This is a genomic window from Pseudarthrobacter sulfonivorans, from assembly GCF_024391045.1.
GTDB classification, from domain to species: Bacteria; Actinomycetota; Actinomycetes; order Actinomycetales; family Micrococcaceae; genus Arthrobacter; species Arthrobacter sulfonivorans_B.
This window is the reverse complement of record NZ_JANFCZ010000010.1, coordinates 1-17,523: the sequence shown is the minus strand read 5'-3', so window position 1 is coordinate 17,523 and position 17,523 is coordinate 1. Positions and strand designations below refer to the sequence as shown.

Sequence of the window (17,523 nt, the reverse complement as noted above, 5' to 3'; positions counted from 1 at the left end):
CGCCTTGTACCGAATACTGAAACAAATCATGGCCCCGGATCCTCGTCAGGAGGATCCGGGGCCATGACGCTACTTAACTACTTAACTACGCAGGCACGGAATCTTTGGAGACTGCGGTTGCGTTTTGGTTCGTCTCAGTCACGGCTGAAGCAACAGCGACTCGAGGATGGCCTGCGCGTCGTGTCTACTTAGTACCTGGCGAACCCTTGTCCCAGGAGCCGCAGCGCTGCCTTTGGTCAGAATAAGCGGGCCCAAGACATCGGCTTGCTGATCTGATGATCCAACGACCAAAGTCACAGCGCATTCCGAAAGGAGCTTTGACTCGTGCACTATCCTGCTGGGAATTCGGTAGGTACTACCCGCAGAATGGATATCATCGCTAATAAGGGTCAATTTGTATCTGCCTGCTGGTTCGAACTCGTTGGTTAGTCCGTATCTGACTCTAAGACCGGTAAAGTCGCCCGACTCATCAGGTTCCGGTTTTAGATTTATATTTCGAACAGAACCCTTAAGAATTAGGCTCGAAAGATTCCAGGTGTGATCATGTATTGCACCTCCGGCGTCGGGCGGGGAAAGCTTTGGATTCCATACGTGGAGTCGCGCAAATTCTCCAGCCCCGAGTGGCGTCAGGTTTTGCAGGTCGTAGTGCACAAAGCCGAGGGGATGCAATGTCACATCTACCCGGTCCAGCCCCCTGACTAGATCTGTGAGCACTAAGTCTGGCTCTTTAGGGGCGACTATTGGTATGCGGCCGGCTTTCAGATCATCCACAAGTTGAGCGAGCATGCTAACTCTTTTCGTCTCAGCGTTCGTCATCAGACCGCAATGCACAATCGCGTGATTTCGGCAACGTCGAGCCCTGCAAGCTGCGAATCGGGCACGAGGCGCTCCAGACCGCGGGGTGTGGATATGTGAGTGTTGCGAAGAATGCTCTCTGTGTGTTCAACAGTAAGGGCGTCGGCGCTGTGGAGTTCCATTTCGTTGTGTTGGAAATCAATCTTCGGAGATTGATCCAATGAACGTTCCAACTCATCGTCAAGAGACTGGTAAAACCAGGACTCTGGTCGGCAGAATAGCCCCGGGCTTGAGAGGTCTGAGACTGTCATCATCGCTCCGGCATTACTCAAATCAACCCTGAGTGGGCTATAGGTCTGGTTCAAGTACAAAAAGGGTGTGATGCGTGAACGTGCGCTGTGCCAAGCCGCAGAGATGATACAAGCCAAGAGGTCATTTTTCACCGATGCCGCAGTCGCCTGTTCAGTTGCACCGTTCTTTCGATGAGTATTCCGGTACTTGGCGTATTGCGAACAAAGTGCGTTATTTCGGGGATCTAAGATCAACATTTTGTATGTGACATCTCGGGTTTTAATTCGAGTGAGAGAGGGTAGCACGCGGCTCCGTTGCCAACGGCCTGAGCCGCCTCGGAACTTCCACACGCTGGCTGTCTCCGACGCCAGTAGAGCATCCAGTTCACTTTCAATAAAAGACGGCTCGATGTGATACGGGGCTTTTCTCTTTGTGAGCACATCCAGCTTCTGGCTGACTGTTTCCAGCGCGCGTGAATTGGCTCCTTCTGATTCGATAAGTTTGGAGATTTTATCGTCACGGTCCTTCTCGAGTCGTACCTGATGGACCTGGGTCTCTAACAAAATTGCCACCAACGCCAGGAGTGAAAAAGATACGATGCGCAGCGTCCAAGGCTGCTCATTGCCGAGGTAGCCGAGCATACTCACAATCTGCAACCCTCCCGCTATAGCGGCAGCGACGAACAACACTCGGTTGGTAATTGTCAGGTCGCTAATATATGCGGTTAGTTCTTGTTTCATTTTGTATGGTCCTCATGCTAATGCGCAACGGTGTCGTTAAAATCTCTTAATGCGTGAGTGTCCCCGGCAGTGGTTTATACGGGTGGGGGCAATCGGCTTGCCGGGTAGCCCCAACGAAATTCTGTTACAACCATTGCTTAGGACCGCTACGCCCCTCAACAAACCGGGGCGCCATGGACTCCATCTGCTCCATGACGAGCTTGATGGCCTCGGGCTGCTTGTCCGGCGGATACCCGTTGAGGACAAGCAGCCGCTTGATTGAAGAGCGGAGCTTGGCACGGACGTCGTCCCGTACGGTCCAATCGGTGCGTACATCGCGCCGCATGACATTCACGAGCTGCCGCGCAATCTCGGCCAGCTTCCCTTCGCCCTGCACCTCCACCGCAGACTCGTTCGAAGCAACGGCATCGTAGAACGCGAGCTCGTCCGAGTTCAGTGGGGGAGTGAAGTGCGCACCGCGGTTGCCTTCCAGGGCAACTTCACGGGCCAGCTCCACCAGCTCGGCAATGACCTCCGCTGAGGTGAGCTGCTGGTTGGTGTACTTCTTCATCAGCTCGGTAATGCGTTCGGAGAAGGCACGCTGCCGGATCACGTTGTTCCGGGTTGTCGCCACGGACTCCTCGGCAATGAGTTTCCGCAGGGCTTCGATGGCCAGCTGAGGGTTCCGGGCCTTCTGCGTCTTCGCGATGAACTCGGGTGTCAGGTCGTCCAAGGAAGGCTTCGGCATGCCGGCGGCCTCGTAGATGTCGAGTATCTCCCCGGAAGAGGTAGCGGAAGCTATCAGCTCGCCCAGCAGCCGCTGGATGTCCTCCGGCACTGGCTCGCCGGACGCCTGGCGGTCGTTGGCGTCGAACTTCGCCATCCAGACCCGGATCTCCTCGTACATCTTCACCTCGGGCAGCAGCGGAGCCATTGCCGCGGCGCCCGAACACAGCGCCCAAGCCCGCGAGAGCTGGCCGGACAACCGGCGGTAGGCTGCGGCGAGGGTCTCCTCGTCGGGCGAAGGCGAAACGAATGGCGTCGCCGGCGACCGCAGGTAGTTCACCGCGCCGGTCACCGCATTCAGGAAGGCCTTCGGGCCGCCCTTCATCAAAACACCCCGCCAGTCGTACCCGGCCAGCAGGCCGGCGATCTTCGCCACCAGGTCAGTGGTCACCGCAATAGCGTCGTCGATGTTCTTGCCCACCGGCTTCTTCTGCTGGTCAGTGTCCGTGTACTCGGCCAGCGCCTTCGCCAGGTTCTCCGCCAGCGGTGCGTACGCCACCAGGAGCCCGTCCTCCTTGCCGCGGAACGTCCGGTTCACACGGGCCAGCGTCTGCATCAGCAGCGCACCCCGCAGCGGCCGGTCCAGGTACAGGGTGTGCAGGGGAGGGGAGTCGTAGCCGGTGAGCATCATGTCCTTGACGATCACCATCTCCAGTTCGTCATCGACGTCCTTGAGCCGTTCCTTGAGCTGGGCATTCAGCGAATCGCGGCGCACGTGATTCACCACCGGGGGCGCGTCGGACGGCGTGCCTGAGTACACCACCTTGATCTTCCCCTTGGACAGGTCATCCGAGTGCCATTCCGGCCGCAGCGCCACAATGGCCGCGTACAGGTTGGCGCAGATCTCCCGCGTGCCGCCCACGATCATCGCCTTGCCCGGCGACTCAATGAACTTCCTCATCCGCGTGCTGCGGTTCTCCCAGTGCGTCACCAGGTCCTCGGCCAGCGCCGCAATGCGCTGCGGCGCACCGTAGACGGCGTTGACGACGGCGACACTCGCCTCGATGCGCGCCCGTTCCGTGTCGTCGAGCCCCGTGGTGAGTTCGTCGGCGGACCGGTCCAGGTCCTCTTCGGTCATCCCGGCCGCCAACTCAACTTTGATCAGCCGCGGCTCGAAGTAGACAGGTACCGTGGCGCCGTCCTCCACGGCGCGCGACAGGTCGTAGATGTCAATGTAATCGCCGAAGACGTCCCGCGTATTGCGGTCATCAAAAGAGATCGGCGTCCCGGTGAACGCGATCAGGGTTGCATGGGGCAGCGCGTCGCGAAGGTGCCGCGCATAGCCGTCCAGGTCGTCATAGTGGCTGCGGTGCGCCTCGTCCACCACCACGATGATGTTCCGCCGGTCAGACAGCAGCGGGTGGTCGGCCCCGGCGTCCTTCTCGGCTTTACTCCGGCCGAACTTCTGCAGGGTGGTGAAGTAGATGCCGCCGGTGGTCCGGTTTGAGAGTTCGTCCCGCAGTTCATGACGACGGCGGATCTGCTTGGGTGCCTCGGCCAGGAGCAGGCTTTTGGCGAACCCTTCGTACAGCTGGCCATCCAGTTCGTTCCGGTCCGTGATGACCACAACGGTGGGGTTCTTCAGCCGCGGGTGCCGTGCCACAAGGTTGGTGTAAAGCTCCATCTCCATGGACTTGCCGGAGCCCTGGGTGTGCCAGACGACGCCAGCCTTCCCGTTGCTTTCCACGGCCTGGACTGTACTGCCCACGGCCTTGGTCACGGCAAAGTACTGGTGCGGTTTGGCGATCCTTTTCACCAAACCCTCGGAGCCGCCGTCGAACGCGGTGAAGTTATTAACCAGCTGAAGGAAGCGGGTCTGGTTGTACATCCCGTTCAGGGCTGTCTCCAGCTGGGTGACCGCCTCCCCGTCTTCCATGTAGCCAGGAGCGACAGGGACGCCGTCGTCGTCCACGTTCCAGGGTGAGAAGTGGTTGAGCGGTGTGAACGGCGTGCCGTATTTGGCCTCGATGCCGTCGGAGGCGAGGGTGAAGACGCAGAAGCGGAAGGCGAGCGGGAATTCTCGGAGGTAGGTCTGGAGCTGGGCGTGCGCGGCGGCGACGTCGGCCGTGGCGCTGCCGGCCTTCTTGAGCTCGACGATGCTGACGGGCATGCCGTTGCAGTACAGCACGAGGTCGAAGCGGCGTTTGTAGTCACCCTGGATGAGCGTGACCTGGTTGACAGCGAGCCAGTCGTTCTGGTCCGGGTCGGGGCTGAGCAGACGGATGGTGGGGTTGGCTTCGAGGCCGTCGGTGTCGATGTAGCTGAGCCGGTAGCCGTCCACGAAGTAGCCGTGGATCCGGTGGTTTTCGGCCATCGGATCGTTGGATTTGGGCGACGCAATTTCTGCGGCGGCCTGCTGGAGATACTGCAGCGGCACCGTGGGATTGAATTTCTGCAGGGCCGCCAGCAAGCGCGAGCGGATCAGGAGTTCGTCCCAGGTGTCGCGTTGGCCGGTGCCTGGAGCGATGTCTTGGCCGGTCATCGGCTTCCAATCGAGTTCGCCCAGACGCTCCTTGGCCACCCCTTCCCAGTCTGCTTCGGAAAAACCGATGGCCGGGATTTTGACGGGTGTTGTGCTCACAGATATTCCCCCAAAGTCTTTTACTGCACAGCTTATCCATCGCCCGAGAGTTCCGCTTCAAGTTCGCTGATACTGGGCAGGGTGGAAACGAATTCCTCGGGCAATGATTTGACGATTTCCGATTCCCATTCAGCGACCCCGATGGGTTTGGAGAACCCTTGAAGCGAGTATTCCGCCACCACATTGTTCTTGGTCTTGCAGAGCAAAAGCCCGATGGTGGGCCTGTCCTCCGGGTGCGCCATGAGGTCGTCGACGGCGGACATGTACATGTTGATCTGGCCCACGTATTCGGGCTTGAAGGCTGTGGCTTTGAGTTCGACCACCACAAAGCAGCGCAGCCTGAAGTTGTAAAACAACAGGTCGGCAAAGAACTCATCGTCGCCGATGGTGAGCCGGACCTGCCGGCCGACAAACGCAAACCCCTGGCCGAGTTCTAGGAGGAACCTTTCGACGTGAAGAATGAGCTGGTTCTCCAGGCCGCGTTCGTTGCGCTGGTCAGTCATTGCCACAAAGTCGAAGACGTATGGATCCTTGAATGACTGCTCGGCGAGATCCGAGTCCGACGGCGGCAGCGTCGCCTTGAAGTTGTTGATCGCCTTGCCGGAGCGTTCGTGGAGGTTCGTCTGGATGTGATGGGCCAGGACGTTCCGCGACCAACCACTTTCGACGGCGGCGGCCGCGTACCAGAGCCGGGTTTCCGGGTCGCTGAGCTTCTCGAGCAGCGCTATCTGGTGGTACCACGGCAATGTTGCAAGCGGCGCTTGCAACATTGGGAAGTCCGTCCAGGCCTGCGCGAACGACTTCATGTAGCGGAGGTTGCGGGGTGAGAACCCGCGCGCATCCGGAAACGCCGAGCGGATGTCGGCGGAGAGTCGGGTTACCACCTTGGCGCCCCAGCCCTCTGCCGACTCCCGGTCGGCAAGCTCGCGGCCGATCGTCCAGTGCGACAGCAGCATCTCACGGTTGACGGCAGCGACCGCCCTTGAACGGCCGGCGCTGATCTCCTTGGAAACGTTGGCTAGCAAGTCTGGATACCAGTCCGGCATGCCAGCTCTGGCAGGCGTTGACTCGAACGATGCTGGCTCCGACATAATGTGGTCCCTTCGCGGTGGCTGTGGTTCGCACGAACATATCGGCAGCCACTGACAATTTGTGCCCAAGGTCAGACAGCCGCAGCGACCAGCGATTCCGCATCCTTGACGCGCAGCTTCCCGGACATGAGCTGGGGGAGGAGGGTGTCGCGGGTTGCTGCCAGGGTCGCGTTCTCCTCGTTCCGTTGGGCGGTAATGTCGAACAGTTCAGTTGCCAGCAGCGTGAATTCTTGAATGGCGGAAGCCGTCGGCAATCTGATTGGCGCTGCATGAGCCTGATTTCGATTAAGCCCTGGCACGGCGGAATCGTTGTTCATCTCGTCGAGACGAAGCGTTCGTAAAAGGAAGTAGCTGAAGACCTGGCTGACTTCATCGAGTTTCGGAACGACGTAGTACGCCGTATCGATCGGGAAGAACGGCCTGTGCGACCAATGGACAGCCCCGGCTGTCCCCTTTCGCCCTACAATTACGCCCGGTTCCGGGCACAGGGCTTGATCGTGTGAGCCTGTGACACCTCCGCTACCGAAGACGTCCACGGGTCCAGGCCTGCGCGTACTCGTCGGCAATGCCTTCCCGTATTCCAACGACATGATATCGCTCAGCGTCGCCATATCTGCGGCATTCCGCATCATCAGCCGGAAGTTCGACTCGGCCAGGTCCCGGGCCGTAGCGGCCAGTTTGGTATTGGCAGCGATCTTGTCGTCGAGGGCGCCTAGGACCTCCGCGATGGCCTGCTGTTCGCGAAGGGACGGCAGCGGAATGGTAAGGCGGTTCAGAATTCCGAGGTTAATGTGAGGTACACCGGTACTGATGGCATTGTCCACAATCTGTCTATTGAACGGTTGCGATGCGCATGCATAGTAGACGTACATAGCAAGCGCCTTGGACGGGTCCACCCGTAGCCGCATTTGGCTTTGGGATACGACGTATAGGGGATAGGGATCCGCCGGGACGAGGGCAACCTGTCCTAGCGTTCCCCGCTGCGTAAAGACGACGTCGTCGGGAGCCGCCGTATTTCTTGACAGGTCTCGTGCAACTTTTCCCTCCGAAACGAAAGCGAAGTCACCACCCAAGTGCCTTCCGAAGCCGAGATTCGTTCCACGAATTACGGGAACCCCGCTCGCCCTGTAGTCATTGTTCACTAATGAAGAACCAAATGGACCACCAACCAGCCCCTTAGCGGAAGCGATATCCGCCAGTGGTAGGTGGGGCGCGATCACTGCACCCTCCCCAGCTGCGCGCGCACGACCTGAGCCAGCCGCTCGGACTCGTCGAACTGCTCCAGCAGTTCCTTCGACAGCCGGGCGATCTTCTCCTCGACCGGCTCGCCGTCGTCCGCCACTTCGGCGGCCCCCACGTACCTTCCGGGAGTCAACGCGTAGTCGGCAGCCTTGATCTCGGAAAGGGAAGCCGAATAGCAGAATCCGGGCTCGTCGTCGTACGTCAATCCTTCCTCAGTGGCCGAGGAGGTGCCGCGCCATGCGTGGTAGGTCCCGGCGATCTTGGCGATGTCCTCCTCGGACAACGCACGCTCGGCGCGGTCCACCATGTAGCCCAGGTCCCGGGCGTCGATGAAGAGCACCTGACCGGTCCGGTCCACGGAACCCCGAGGGCCGGCGGTCTTGTCTTTCGCGAAGAACCAGGTGCACACCGGGATGCCGGTGGACCGGAAGAGCTGGGTGGGCAGCGCCACCATGCAGGACACCAAATCGGCCTCCACCAGCTGGGCGCGGATCTCGCCCTCGCCGCCGGAGTTTGAGGACATGGAGCCGTTGGCCATCACCACGCCTGCAGAACCACCGGGCGCGAGCTTGGAAATGATGTGCTGGATCCACGCGTAGTTGGCGTTGCCGGCCGGCGGGACGCCGTACTTCCAGCGGGGGTCGGACTCGGAGCGGGCCCAGTCCTTGATGTTGAACGGCGGGTTGGCCATGATGAAGTCCGCGCCGTTGGCTCCGGTCAGCTCCGGATGCTGGTCGCGGGCAAATGTGTCGCCCCAGCGGGACGCCAGGTTGGCGTTGAGCCCGTGGATGGCCAGGTTCATCTTCGCCATCCGCCAGGTGCGTTCGTTCAGCTCCTGGCCGTACACGGAGATGTCCGAGCCCTCCTTGTTGTGGGCCTCTAGGAACTTCTCCGTCTGGACGAACATGCCGCCAGAACCGCAGCACGGGTCGTACACCCGTCCGCGGTTCGGCTCCATCACCTCCACCAGTACCCGGACAACGCCGGCAGGAGTGTAGAACTCACCGCCGCGCTTGCCCTCGGCCCGCGCGAACTTCTCCAGGAAGTATTCATACACCTCGCCGAGGAGGTCGCGGGCCTTACTGACTCCCTGGCCGGTGAACCGGGCCGAGTTCAGCAGGTCCATCAGCTCGCCCAGTCGCCGCTGGTCCACGTTGTCCCGGTTGAAGATGCGGGGGAGCGTGGCCGCCAGAGAGGTGTTGGCGGCCATGACCAGGTCCATGGCCTCGTCAATCAGCTGTCCGATGCTCTTCGGTGCTGCCCCGTCCATTGCCGGGAGGCCCTTCGCGTTCGCGGCGAGGTACTCCCACCGCGCCTGCGCCGGCACCCAGAACACGCCGCGGCCGGTGTACTCATCCACGTCGTCGATCAGCTGGGCGATCTGCTCTTCGTTGAGCCCGTCCGCCTCCAGCTCGGCCTGGATCTGCGAACGCCGCTCCTCGAACGCGTCCGACACATACTTCAGGAATACCAGCCCCAGGATCACGTCCTTGTACTGCGAGGCGTCCATGGAACCGCGCAGCTTGTCCGCGGCCTTCCAGAGTGTGTCCTTGAGTTCTTTCATGGTGGACGGGGCGAGGTCCACCTTTACCTTTGGGGGCATTATTGAGTTCCTTCTTTTGGTCCGGCGTGGGTCATGGGGTCTGTCAGGGTGAGGCTTCCGCCCGCTACGCCGTCCGTAATCAGGGTAGCGAGTTCTTCCAGCTGTTGGAGACGCTGCCGGGCCAGCTCCTGCCCGTGGTGCAGCTGTTCGAGGGCCGCGGCGAGCGGCTGGCGTTGGGCATCCGGGGTGCGCCGCACCCGCCAGTTGCGCCACGCCTTGTCGGCTGCCGGCACGCTGTTGATGTCCGCGGCGACGACGTCGGGCACCAGGCCGCCGGGGTCGCCGTCGTCGATCCGCAGAATCCGGGCAGGGAAGACTACGACGGCGCCGCCCTCCGCATCGACCACGGCAGCGGGCCGCGGACTGGTAAAGAAAACTACGTCACCGGGTTCGGTGAGGCGCCCCGCCGGGTGCGCGGCGGCAAAGTCCAGGAGGCTGATGAACCGCGGCGCGGCCCCGTGCGGTTGCAGCAGTTCCGTGCTGCCGATGACCCTGGTGCCGGACGTCCGGTTGAGTTTGCCCTCGTCAACGCGGTTGCCTTTGACGTACCTGAGCGTTCCTGCGGTGAGCATCTCCTGGACAATCGCCGGGGACATCCTCGTTTGCCGTTCCGCAAGCTCGATACCCGGGAGCGCCGGAGATGCTGCAGCGGCGGGGGAGAGGAGCCGCACGAGTTCGTCAATCCGCAGCGCATTCTCGGCGCCGCGTGCCGCCGTCGTGCTTTTGGCAGCCGGGACGCTGACCAGCGCACCTTTACCAGCCAGAAGACCGCGGGTCTGGACCAACCGGGCAAACCGGAATGAGTGCGCTCGGATGGTGGCGTGATCGCCCATCGATGCGACGACGTCGCTGATCAGGTCCTGGCTGACGTCGAGGCTGAGCGGGACGGCGCCAAGGTCAGCCACCATGGTCCATCGCTCCGCGATCGGGACGTCGGCGAACGACGGGCCCAGCACCCACAGCGCCTGCTGCTCGCGCGGTTTGGCGCGTAGGAGCCCCGCCTCCAGCCGGACGATGGCCCGCACCCTGCCCGAGCGCAGGAGGTCCGAGCGAAGGTTTCCTGCTTCTCCCGTCAGCGCGTCACACAGGACCCGTGCGGGCGCGATGATCACGGCGCGCTGCGAGTCGTCCATTTGCAGGACGATGTTCTCCACCGCCGAGAGAACGCCTTGGGTGTCCATACCGGGGTTGCCCGGTGCCGGATACTGCGCCACGTGCACGGCCGGTCCGCTGACTGCAAAGGCACCGTGGGCATCGATCTTCACGGGTTGGCTGTCCGCCCCGTGTACTGCCAGGCGCCGGCGCGCCAGGCGTGATGCGGTTCCGTGGTGGTCGGCAGCCAGAAATGTGAGGTGACGTGATTCGCCGGACTCCGCCGCGATGCTGAGCATTACGTCACTCCCGCCGGGCGTCGAATCGACGAAGAGGAACCTGCCGTCCAACGTGGCCGCCAGTTCCAGGGCTGTTTCTGCGACAAGTTTCAGAGCGGTGCCGGTCAGTGCAGTGTCCGACTGTTCGCGCAACCCCGACTTGAAGCGGTGGGCCAGCAACTTCTCGAAGGCTGCCGGGGCGCTGAAGGCACTGTCCGCCAGCCGGTCCGCGAAGTCAGCAAGGCCGGGAAGCGCCGAGCCAAGGGACTCGAGCTCGCTGTAGAGGAACATATCGTCCGGGTCTGCTTCATCCGCGGCATCCAGGAGTTCTGCCGGCGAGCTCTGCGCCAGGGCCTGTCCCGTGACGACCTTCAGTGCCAGGAGTGAGGTCAGCCCGTCGAAGCTCTGCCGGCTGTCCCTTGTCCCGCTTCTTGCTGCAGCGAGGTTCGCATAAACCGCGACGTCGTTCCCCGCCTCCGGGTTGTTGCCCCGGCCAGTGGCCTGAAGCCAAGCGGTGATGTGGTTTGCGTCGAAGTGTTCGATGCCGTTGACGACCTCGGAGGCTGCGGGAAACGGCAGCGGGCCGGCGCTACTGCGCTTGCGCCACATGGACACCACCGGTCGCTGAACCCGGGCCAACCCGGCGACGTCGGAGAGCGTCATGCGTAGTGCTCCAGTGGTCGTGTCCATCGCCGCCCCCTTCAGTCGGAATCGTTTCCCTTGAGCCTAGTGGCCCGGACGGACATTCCTGTTTGGATGCTGATAACGCGGGTTATCAGTAGATGCAAGGCCTTGCTGCTGATGTCAACCGTAAGTTCATTTCTGCAGCCAAGAAGGAACCTTCCGGAGCTGCGGCGGCGGCGGGGAACCGCTTATTGGGGGAGCAGTATCCCGCCGCCGTTCAGCGGTTATCCACGATCAGAGGAAGAGCACATGTTGAACACAGATGATGCCGGCGCGCCGCTGCCAGACACGGCGGAGGATTCGGAACTCGATGCCCAGCCGGAAGCTACAGCGCCAAAGCGCAACCGGAAGAAGCGCATCGTGGTGGCGACTGTCGCCGTCGTCCTCCTTGGTGGAGCAATTGCCTTCGGCACCGTACTTCCCGACCCGAAGGGGAGCGAGGCGTACCAGGCCCTGGCCGATGAGAAGTCGACCGTGGAGATTGAGCGGGATGCGGCTCTATCGAGCTATGCCTCGGTCAAAGGCAAGTACGACACCCTGCAGAACGGTATCGCCTCCCGCGAAGCCAAGGTTTCCACCCGGGAGACCGAGGTGGGTAAGGCGGACGCGGCGGTCAAATCAGCGGAAGCCGCCGTGAAGGCCCGCGAAGAAGCGGTTACCGGGGCGGAGAAGGCGAAAGCCGCCAATACGGTCAGCGACGGTACCTGGACTGTGGGCGCTGACATCGAGCCGGGCACCTACAGGGCCGCGGCTGCCGTGGGATCCACCTGCTACTGGGGGATCTACCGCAGCGGCAGCAACGGCAGCGACATCATCGAAAACGACATCCCTGGAGGGGGCCGACCTGTGGTCACTCTCTCCCCGGGGCAGGACTTCAATTCAACCCGCTGCGGCAAATGGGAAAAGCAGTAACAGCGCAGCGCAGCATCACGACAACGCACTCTCGAAAGGCACCACCATGATTCACCAGAATTTTGATTCGTTCCCGCCCGCGCCGATTGCCCCGGCTCCGGTCAAGCGGCCGTTCTATAAGAAGAAGCGCTTTGTGATTCCGGCTGGCGTCCTGCTCCTCGGTATCGTGTTGGGCTCCTGTTCGGCCGGCACCAAGCCGGTGGCGGACTCCAGCCCCATCTCATCTGCTGCTACATCTTCGGCTCCTGCCGAGCCCGCAGCGCAGGCGGCGGCAGCACCATCGTCGGCCGCCCCGGCCGCTCCATCGGTGGGGACGCCGTTCACCGTGAAGATACGCAACGGCGACGTCGCCAAAATTACGATCGTCTCGGCTGTACGGACAGATACGGTGACCGCCACCGCCTTTGCAACGCCGCCGAAGAACGGGACCTACCTGCTCCTGGACGTGCTGTGGGAGACCGAAGCCGGCAAGACCAGCTCCAACCCGCTCTACTTCTCGGCCAAGGACGCAAACGGCCGCAAGGCGGACCTGAACATGTTTGCGGACAACCAGCTCGCCTCCGGCGATGTCCTGCCGGGCGACAAGTCCCGTGGGTTCATTGCCTTCGATATCGCTCCCGGCACCGCCACGGTGATCATTTCGGACCCCCTGCTGCAGGAAGCCGCGCGGATCCAGATCCCGGCGTAGGCAGGATACTCCACCCAGGCCCTAGTGCGGCGGCAGTGGGCCAGCGTAGCGCACCGACTGTTGCCGCATCATGCGGGACACTGATGAAGTTGCGGCGAAGGGGAAGTGTGTTCCGCGCCCATGAACCTAATTGCAGCGATGGTAGAGGGGCTCAGGGTTGAGCCTGTGGTTAGAGGGGACAACGTAATGACCGATAGCGAGGCTGTCACGCTGGAGACGCAGCTGGACGACGAAGAAGCCAACGCAGACATTGCGAAGGCGGTCAGTGCCCGTCACTCGATCGCACGCTGGCATTTCCCTCATTCCGGGCGGCGGTGTCGCGGCCGCCGGTCTCAAGACTGCAGGCAAGCAGGCAGCCAAGAAGACTGTTCAGGTAACCGCCAAGGAAGCGGCCAAGGTGGCCGCGAAGAACATGGCCATGGGTGCGGCTAAAAACGGCGCCAACCGGATCGCGGCACTGCTCCCTGCCGGGGATCAGCAGCTTCAATTCGAGCTCACCGCGGTCTTCGGCCTGGCTCTCGCTGACATCCACGGGAAGGCCTATGACCAGGACCAGGCTCATGCCCTGGTCTATGGGCTGACCAATGACCGGGTAAGTCAGGAACAAATCGCGATAATGGCCAAGGACGTCGCGGAGACTTCCCCCGAAGGTGTGGTGGCCGTTGGCCACAAAATCGCGGCCGGCGGCGGTGACTGGTCACACTGGGCCACAACTCTTGCAGACACCCTGCCCAGCGGGGCGGCCCAAAGCCTCGTCCGGACCATTCAGACGGGTCAGTTGAACACCGTGCGGGAAACCTTGAGCGGAAAACAACAGTCGGCAATCGAATACGGCGTGGGTGCGCTGACGGGAGGAGTTAGCCGCTTCGTGTTTGGCCGGGATGTCGTGGAGTCCGCCCGTAAAGCATTCCCCGCGGCTCCGGCGGAGTTCCCGGCTCATCTTGCCTTGCAGATTGAGTTGTCCGACGCCGACGATCGTGAGGCTGAGCCCAACCGGGCACTGGCAGCCTTGGAGGAGGCAGCAAAGTCCACGGGAAGCTGGCTGTCTGGTACGGCCAGCACAGTCGGGGACGGCGTGACCAAGAGTGCGGCCACTGTGGGGACGGGCGTGGCCAGCGCCGCGGCAGCAGTGTCCCGGCCGTTCCGTGCTGTGGACGTTGACGGCGACGGCATCCCGGATGAGCCGCAGGCCCTCACCGCGGTGAAGGGCCTTGGTGGTGCCCTTGCCGGCGCCACCGGCGCGGCGGGTGGAAGGGTTGCTGGGCTGTTCAAGTCGCGGAAGCGGGATACGGCTGACGCGCCGGAGAGGGCGCCCGAGGAATAGGTCCGGACGCAATTCTGGCGCCTTTGCTTTGCTGCCTATCTAAGACAAACCGGCCGTGGTAGCTTCTGCTTGGAGTAGGAGTTTCCTCGTGTGATTGCCCTCCAATCCGGCTCCTGATCCGCTTTTGAAAGCAGAGGCAACGATGGCAACTTTATTAATCTTCCATGAGGTCGACGACGTTGATCACTGGCTCAGTTCGCCGCGACGCCAGGAATTCTTTGGACCGGCGGGTATGACAGTGCGAACCTTTGTCGACCCGGAGAAGACCAATCGCGTCGGCCTGATCGTCGAAGTCCCGGACATGGAAACGTTCCGGCGAATGATGGAGTCCGAGGCAGCGGCTGACGCCATGAAGTTCGACGGCGTGCGCCCGGAAACGATCCTGACGCTGGTCGAACCCGAGCTCAGCACCTGACCCGGGGACGATGGTTGGCCGGGCGTCAGTTCTCGGGGAGGGTGCAGACGTGCCCTTCGGCGTCGATCGGGTATCCGCAGCTCGGGCAAATCGGACGCCCGGCGCCGACCACCTCACGGGTGCGCTGGGCGAACGCGCGGGCGGTACCCACCGGCATTCGCACCAGCAGCATTTCGGGCCCGTCAGCGCCGTCCTCAGCAAGTAATTCGTCATCGTCATCGGGATCGGCAGTCGGGTAGGCCTCGATGACGACCTGCGCCGTCGTTGGGTCCCAACCCAAGGTCATGGCTCCGGTCCGGAACTGCTCCTGCACGGCGTCGAGCTGGTCGTTATCGACAAGTTCGGTGGGAGTTCCCGTGGGAACGCTGAAGGGGTTGCCCTCAAGGGAAATGAGTTGGTCGAGAATTTCGTCGATCTTCTCGGCGAGCAGAGCCGACTGCTGCTTCTCGAGGGCAATACTCACGATCTGCGTTCCAGCGCGCACCTGCAGGTAGAAGGTGCGTGCGCCCGGAAGGCCGATGGTGCCAACGACGACCCGATCAGGCCAGGAAAACTCGTGAACCAGTGTAGGCATGTCAGTATTTTAGGCCCATGGGGGTCAATAGCCATGAGGTTCGTCGCGCTTTTGTGCTGGATCATGCCCGCGCGACGTCAGGCCCCACGTATAAGTGGAATCCGGCAGTGCGAGTCAGTAGCGTCATACCATCAGCGTATTTTCCGGCAGACAGGTGAAATGTGGGCAAGAGCAGCAAGAAACGCCGCGTGGAAAAGGGGCAGGCCGGAAGTCATCATCCAGGTTCGGTTTCCCTCAACCTTTTTCGGGCCAGCCGCGCCCTGGACGCCCTGGCGCCGGCCTTTGTTCACTGGTTCGACGACGGCTCGCCCGGCGCTGCAGCAGCCGCAGTGCATTACCTGAAGCTGGTTGAACCCGTCCTGGGCCGGTATCTGGACAGGTCAGCGTTGCCGGACGTGACAAATCTGGAGATGGTTCCCTTTGCCGCTGCCATCTCGGATGAAATCGTCGCCGCCGCAGACGGTTCGGCCGCCGGGCTTCCGGACGGCGAGAACGCCGCCTACGTCGTTGACGCTGCCCATGCCTATGTCGGGTTCCTGTCCGAAACCGGCCGGTGGACCGGAACCGAGGAGCAGCTTGGGGAACTGCTGAACTTTTTCGACGGGCTCGCCGACGGCGACGATGAGCCCCGGCTCCTGGATGTTCCGCAGGTTCCCCCGGAGACCGCGTTCGAAGTCTACCGAGAGTTGCCCTTGATCCGAAGGGCGTTGGCATTGCTGCGGTGGATCGGCGATGGAAAGCCCGTCACGGCAACCGGGGCCCTTCGCTTGCGGGACGTCGAGGCAGCGGCCGCATGCGTCGGCGTGACGGCCAGGGGCGCCAGCAAAGCCACAGCCTCCCCTGATGGAGTCCCCACCGTGCGGAGCATGTACGAGGTGCCTCTGCTGGCACAGATATGGGCGGCGCTGGAGGCCGCCGAACTGATCGCCATCAAGCCCACAAAAGTGGTGCCCTTCGAGGCCGACGATTTCCTGACCGGGGACATGACCGTGCAGTTGGACGAGTACTCCATGTTCGTTTCCTGTTTCCTTGACCAGGCAGTTCTTCGCCACGATCCCGAACAGCCATGGGAGAAGTCCATTTCCGCCATGCAGGGATCCCTCCTGCTGGCGGCCTCGACTCCGGAGCCGCCCTCGCTGGAACGTGTCCTTGCCGCCCCGGACTACGCGCCGGAAACCGAGAAGACGATGACCGAGCTGCTGACCAAATTGGCGATAGGCCGCCTGGAGGCACTCGCGGAACTCGGGCTGCTCACCATCGATACGCATTTCCGGGTACCCCCGGCTCTCGTCGGAAGCATAGCGGATACGTTCGACAACCCCCTGGTGCTGGCCGAGCTTGGTCTGGACGGAGAGCCCGACGAGGAAGAAATGTAGCCACCGAATGTTATCCAGGCCGTAAACGATCCCGGCCACGACGAGCACAAGGAGTACCGGGAATGGATGGGGCTCGGCCCCGGCGAGACCTTGGATCCCACGGACTTTGACATCGAACAGGCCAATGAGGACTTGGCGGACCTCTTCTGACCGCGTTCTGACTCCGCTGGTTTCGCTCTCTGTCGACCGCCATCGCAAAGGGCTAATCCACAGGGGTCTTGTTTTTCCCTGGCTCTGGGAGTGGACTGATTTCATGGCTTGTGCCGCGGCCCGTCGTGTGCCCCCGGCGGAGCCTGGTCCAACCAGAAAACCACGGACGGAGATCGCCATGAGCGTAGCGACGCTCGAAAAGAAGGCAGTGAAGCGCGCCATTTTCCACGTACAACCTTGCGACGGGACGGATGGCAACAAGTGGGACCTGCATAAGTTCAGGACCAGCAAGCACCAGTATTTCCGCACTCAGAAGGAAGCATTGGCCGCTGCGCACGTGACCATCGGATCGCAGCCGGCGCATGTGGTGATGCACGCCCGGGACGGGCACGCATACCGGGAATTCGACCTGAACTGAATGTCACGGGCTGCCGGCGCTCACCAAACGTTGGCTGGTAGTCCCGTAGACAAGGAACGACGGCGGTCACCCGCCGTCGTTCCTTTGCCTAGTTGCTGTAGGTGGCGAAGTTTTGCGTGGCCACCAGCTGCGCCCCGTACAGGGAACCGGCGGCGAGTCGCGCGGAGCCGAAGCCAAAGTCGGTCAGGCCGGCGTTCAGCATATTAGCGTTGTGTCCCGGTGAGGCTTTCCATGCGGCAAAGAGCGCATCGGCGTCGGCATTCACGGCGATGTTCTCCGCGGAAGTGGTCCAACCGGACGGGATTTGGGCGGCCGCGCCCGGGTTGTGCCGGAAACCGGCGCTGCCTTGGGCATTGATGTCAGCCATCATGGTGTTTGACCAGCTCTGCGCCACGCTTGCGAGCCCGGCGTTGTAACGCAGGGCCGAGAGGCCGTTGGCCACCCGATACTCATTGATGAGTGCGAAGGAGCGCTGGGCTACGGCGTTGGACGGCATGCCCCCGG

Annotated in this window: 15 protein-coding genes; 6 read left to right on the top strand and 9 right to left on the bottom strand. The window is 62.1% G+C overall.

Annotation, left to right across the window (positions count from 1 at the left end; all coding sequences use genetic code 11):
- Positions 1 to 138 precede the first annotated feature (138 nt).
- From NQJ30_RS08570 to NQJ30_RS08540, 7 genes are all read right to left on the bottom strand, one after another.
- A complete protein-coding gene (locus tag NQJ30_RS08570; protein WP_255769471.1) occupies positions 139 to 786 on the bottom strand; it encodes a hypothetical protein in 648 nt (215 codons plus the stop codon).
- A gap of 29 nt (positions 787 to 815) precedes the next feature.
- The gene (locus NQJ30_RS08565; protein ID WP_255769470.1) at positions 816 to 1,826 is read right to left on the bottom strand and encodes a hypothetical protein; all 1,011 of its coding nucleotides are present in this window, start codon (positions 1,824 to 1,826) and stop codon (positions 816 to 818) included.
- 124 nt (positions 1,827 to 1,950) lie between these two features.
- Positions 1,951 to 5,172: a type I restriction endonuclease subunit R gene (locus NQJ30_RS08560; protein WP_441339092.1), complete on the bottom strand. Its 3,222-nt coding sequence runs from the start codon at positions 5,170 to 5,172 to the stop codon at positions 1,951 to 1,953.
- 32 nt (positions 5,173 to 5,204) lie between these two features.
- Positions 5,205 to 6,197: a PDDEXK nuclease domain-containing protein gene (locus tag NQJ30_RS08555; protein WP_255769469.1), complete on the bottom strand. Its 993-nt coding sequence runs from the start codon at positions 6,195 to 6,197 to the stop codon at positions 5,205 to 5,207.
- 137 nt (positions 6,198 to 6,334) lie between these two features.
- Positions 6,335 to 7,405, bottom strand: coding sequence for a restriction endonuclease subunit S (locus tag NQJ30_RS08550; RefSeq protein WP_255769561.1), 1,071 nt, complete (start codon positions 7,403 to 7,405; stop codon positions 6,335 to 6,337).
- Positions 7,406 to 7,479: 74 nt separating this feature from the next.
- A complete protein-coding gene (locus NQJ30_RS08545; RefSeq protein WP_255769468.1) occupies positions 7,480 to 9,108 on the bottom strand; it encodes a class I SAM-dependent DNA methyltransferase in 1,629 nt (542 codons plus the stop codon).
- Complete coding sequence (locus NQJ30_RS08540; protein WP_255769467.1) at positions 9,108 to 11,168, bottom strand: hypothetical protein; 2,061 nt, start codon at positions 11,166 to 11,168, stop codon at positions 9,108 to 9,110. The genes NQJ30_RS08545 and NQJ30_RS08540 overlap by 1 nt, the downstream gene beginning before the upstream one ends.
- Positions 11,169 to 11,411: 243 nt before the next feature.
- Between NQJ30_RS08540 and NQJ30_RS08535 the strand changes: the two genes are divergently transcribed.
- The 4 genes from NQJ30_RS08535 (at position 11,412) to NQJ30_RS08520 (ending at position 14,501) form a co-directional block, all read left to right on the top strand.
- The gene (locus NQJ30_RS08535; RefSeq protein WP_255769466.1) at positions 11,412 to 12,074 is read left to right on the top strand and encodes a hypothetical protein; all 663 of its coding nucleotides are present in this window, start codon (positions 11,412 to 11,414) and stop codon (positions 12,072 to 12,074) included.
- 46 nt (positions 12,075 to 12,120) lie between these two features.
- On the top strand, positions 12,121 to 12,762 hold the full coding sequence (locus NQJ30_RS08530) for a DUF4352 domain-containing protein (RefSeq protein ID WP_255769465.1): 642 nt from the start codon (positions 12,121 to 12,123) through the stop codon (positions 12,760 to 12,762).
- A 265-nt stretch (positions 12,763 to 13,027) separates the two neighbouring features.
- Complete coding sequence (locus NQJ30_RS08525) at positions 13,028 to 14,086, top strand: hypothetical protein (protein WP_255769464.1); 1,059 nt, start codon at positions 13,028 to 13,030, stop codon at positions 14,084 to 14,086.
- 142 nt (positions 14,087 to 14,228) lie between these two features.
- A complete protein-coding gene (locus tag NQJ30_RS08520; RefSeq protein ID WP_255769463.1) occupies positions 14,229 to 14,501 on the top strand; it encodes a hypothetical protein in 273 nt (90 codons plus the stop codon).
- 25 nt (positions 14,502 to 14,526) lie between these two features.
- On the opposite strand, the gene NQJ30_RS08515 is transcribed toward NQJ30_RS08520, so the two are convergent.
- Positions 14,527 to 15,075: a DUF3090 domain-containing protein gene (locus NQJ30_RS08515; RefSeq protein ID WP_255769461.1), complete on the bottom strand. Its 549-nt coding sequence runs from the start codon at positions 15,073 to 15,075 to the stop codon at positions 14,527 to 14,529.
- A gap of 161 nt (positions 15,076 to 15,236) precedes the next feature.
- On the opposite strand from NQJ30_RS08515, the gene NQJ30_RS08510 reads away from it, so the two are divergent.
- Together NQJ30_RS08510 and NQJ30_RS08505 are read left to right on the top strand one after the other, a co-directional pair.
- The gene (locus tag NQJ30_RS08510) at positions 15,237 to 16,451 is read left to right on the top strand and encodes a hypothetical protein (protein WP_255769460.1); all 1,215 of its coding nucleotides are present in this window, start codon (positions 15,237 to 15,239) and stop codon (positions 16,449 to 16,451) included.
- Between the two features lie 328 nt (positions 16,452 to 16,779).
- Positions 16,780 to 17,019, top strand: a complete 240-nt coding sequence (locus tag NQJ30_RS08505; protein WP_255769459.1) for a DUF2188 domain-containing protein — start codon at positions 16,780 to 16,782, stop codon at positions 17,017 to 17,019.
- 88 nt (positions 17,020 to 17,107) lie between these two features.
- Here NQJ30_RS08505 and NQJ30_RS08500 read toward each other — a convergent pair.
- A partial coding sequence (locus tag NQJ30_RS08500; protein ID WP_255769458.1) for a CAP domain-containing protein occupies positions 17,108 to 17,523 on the bottom strand: 416 nt, incomplete at its 5' end.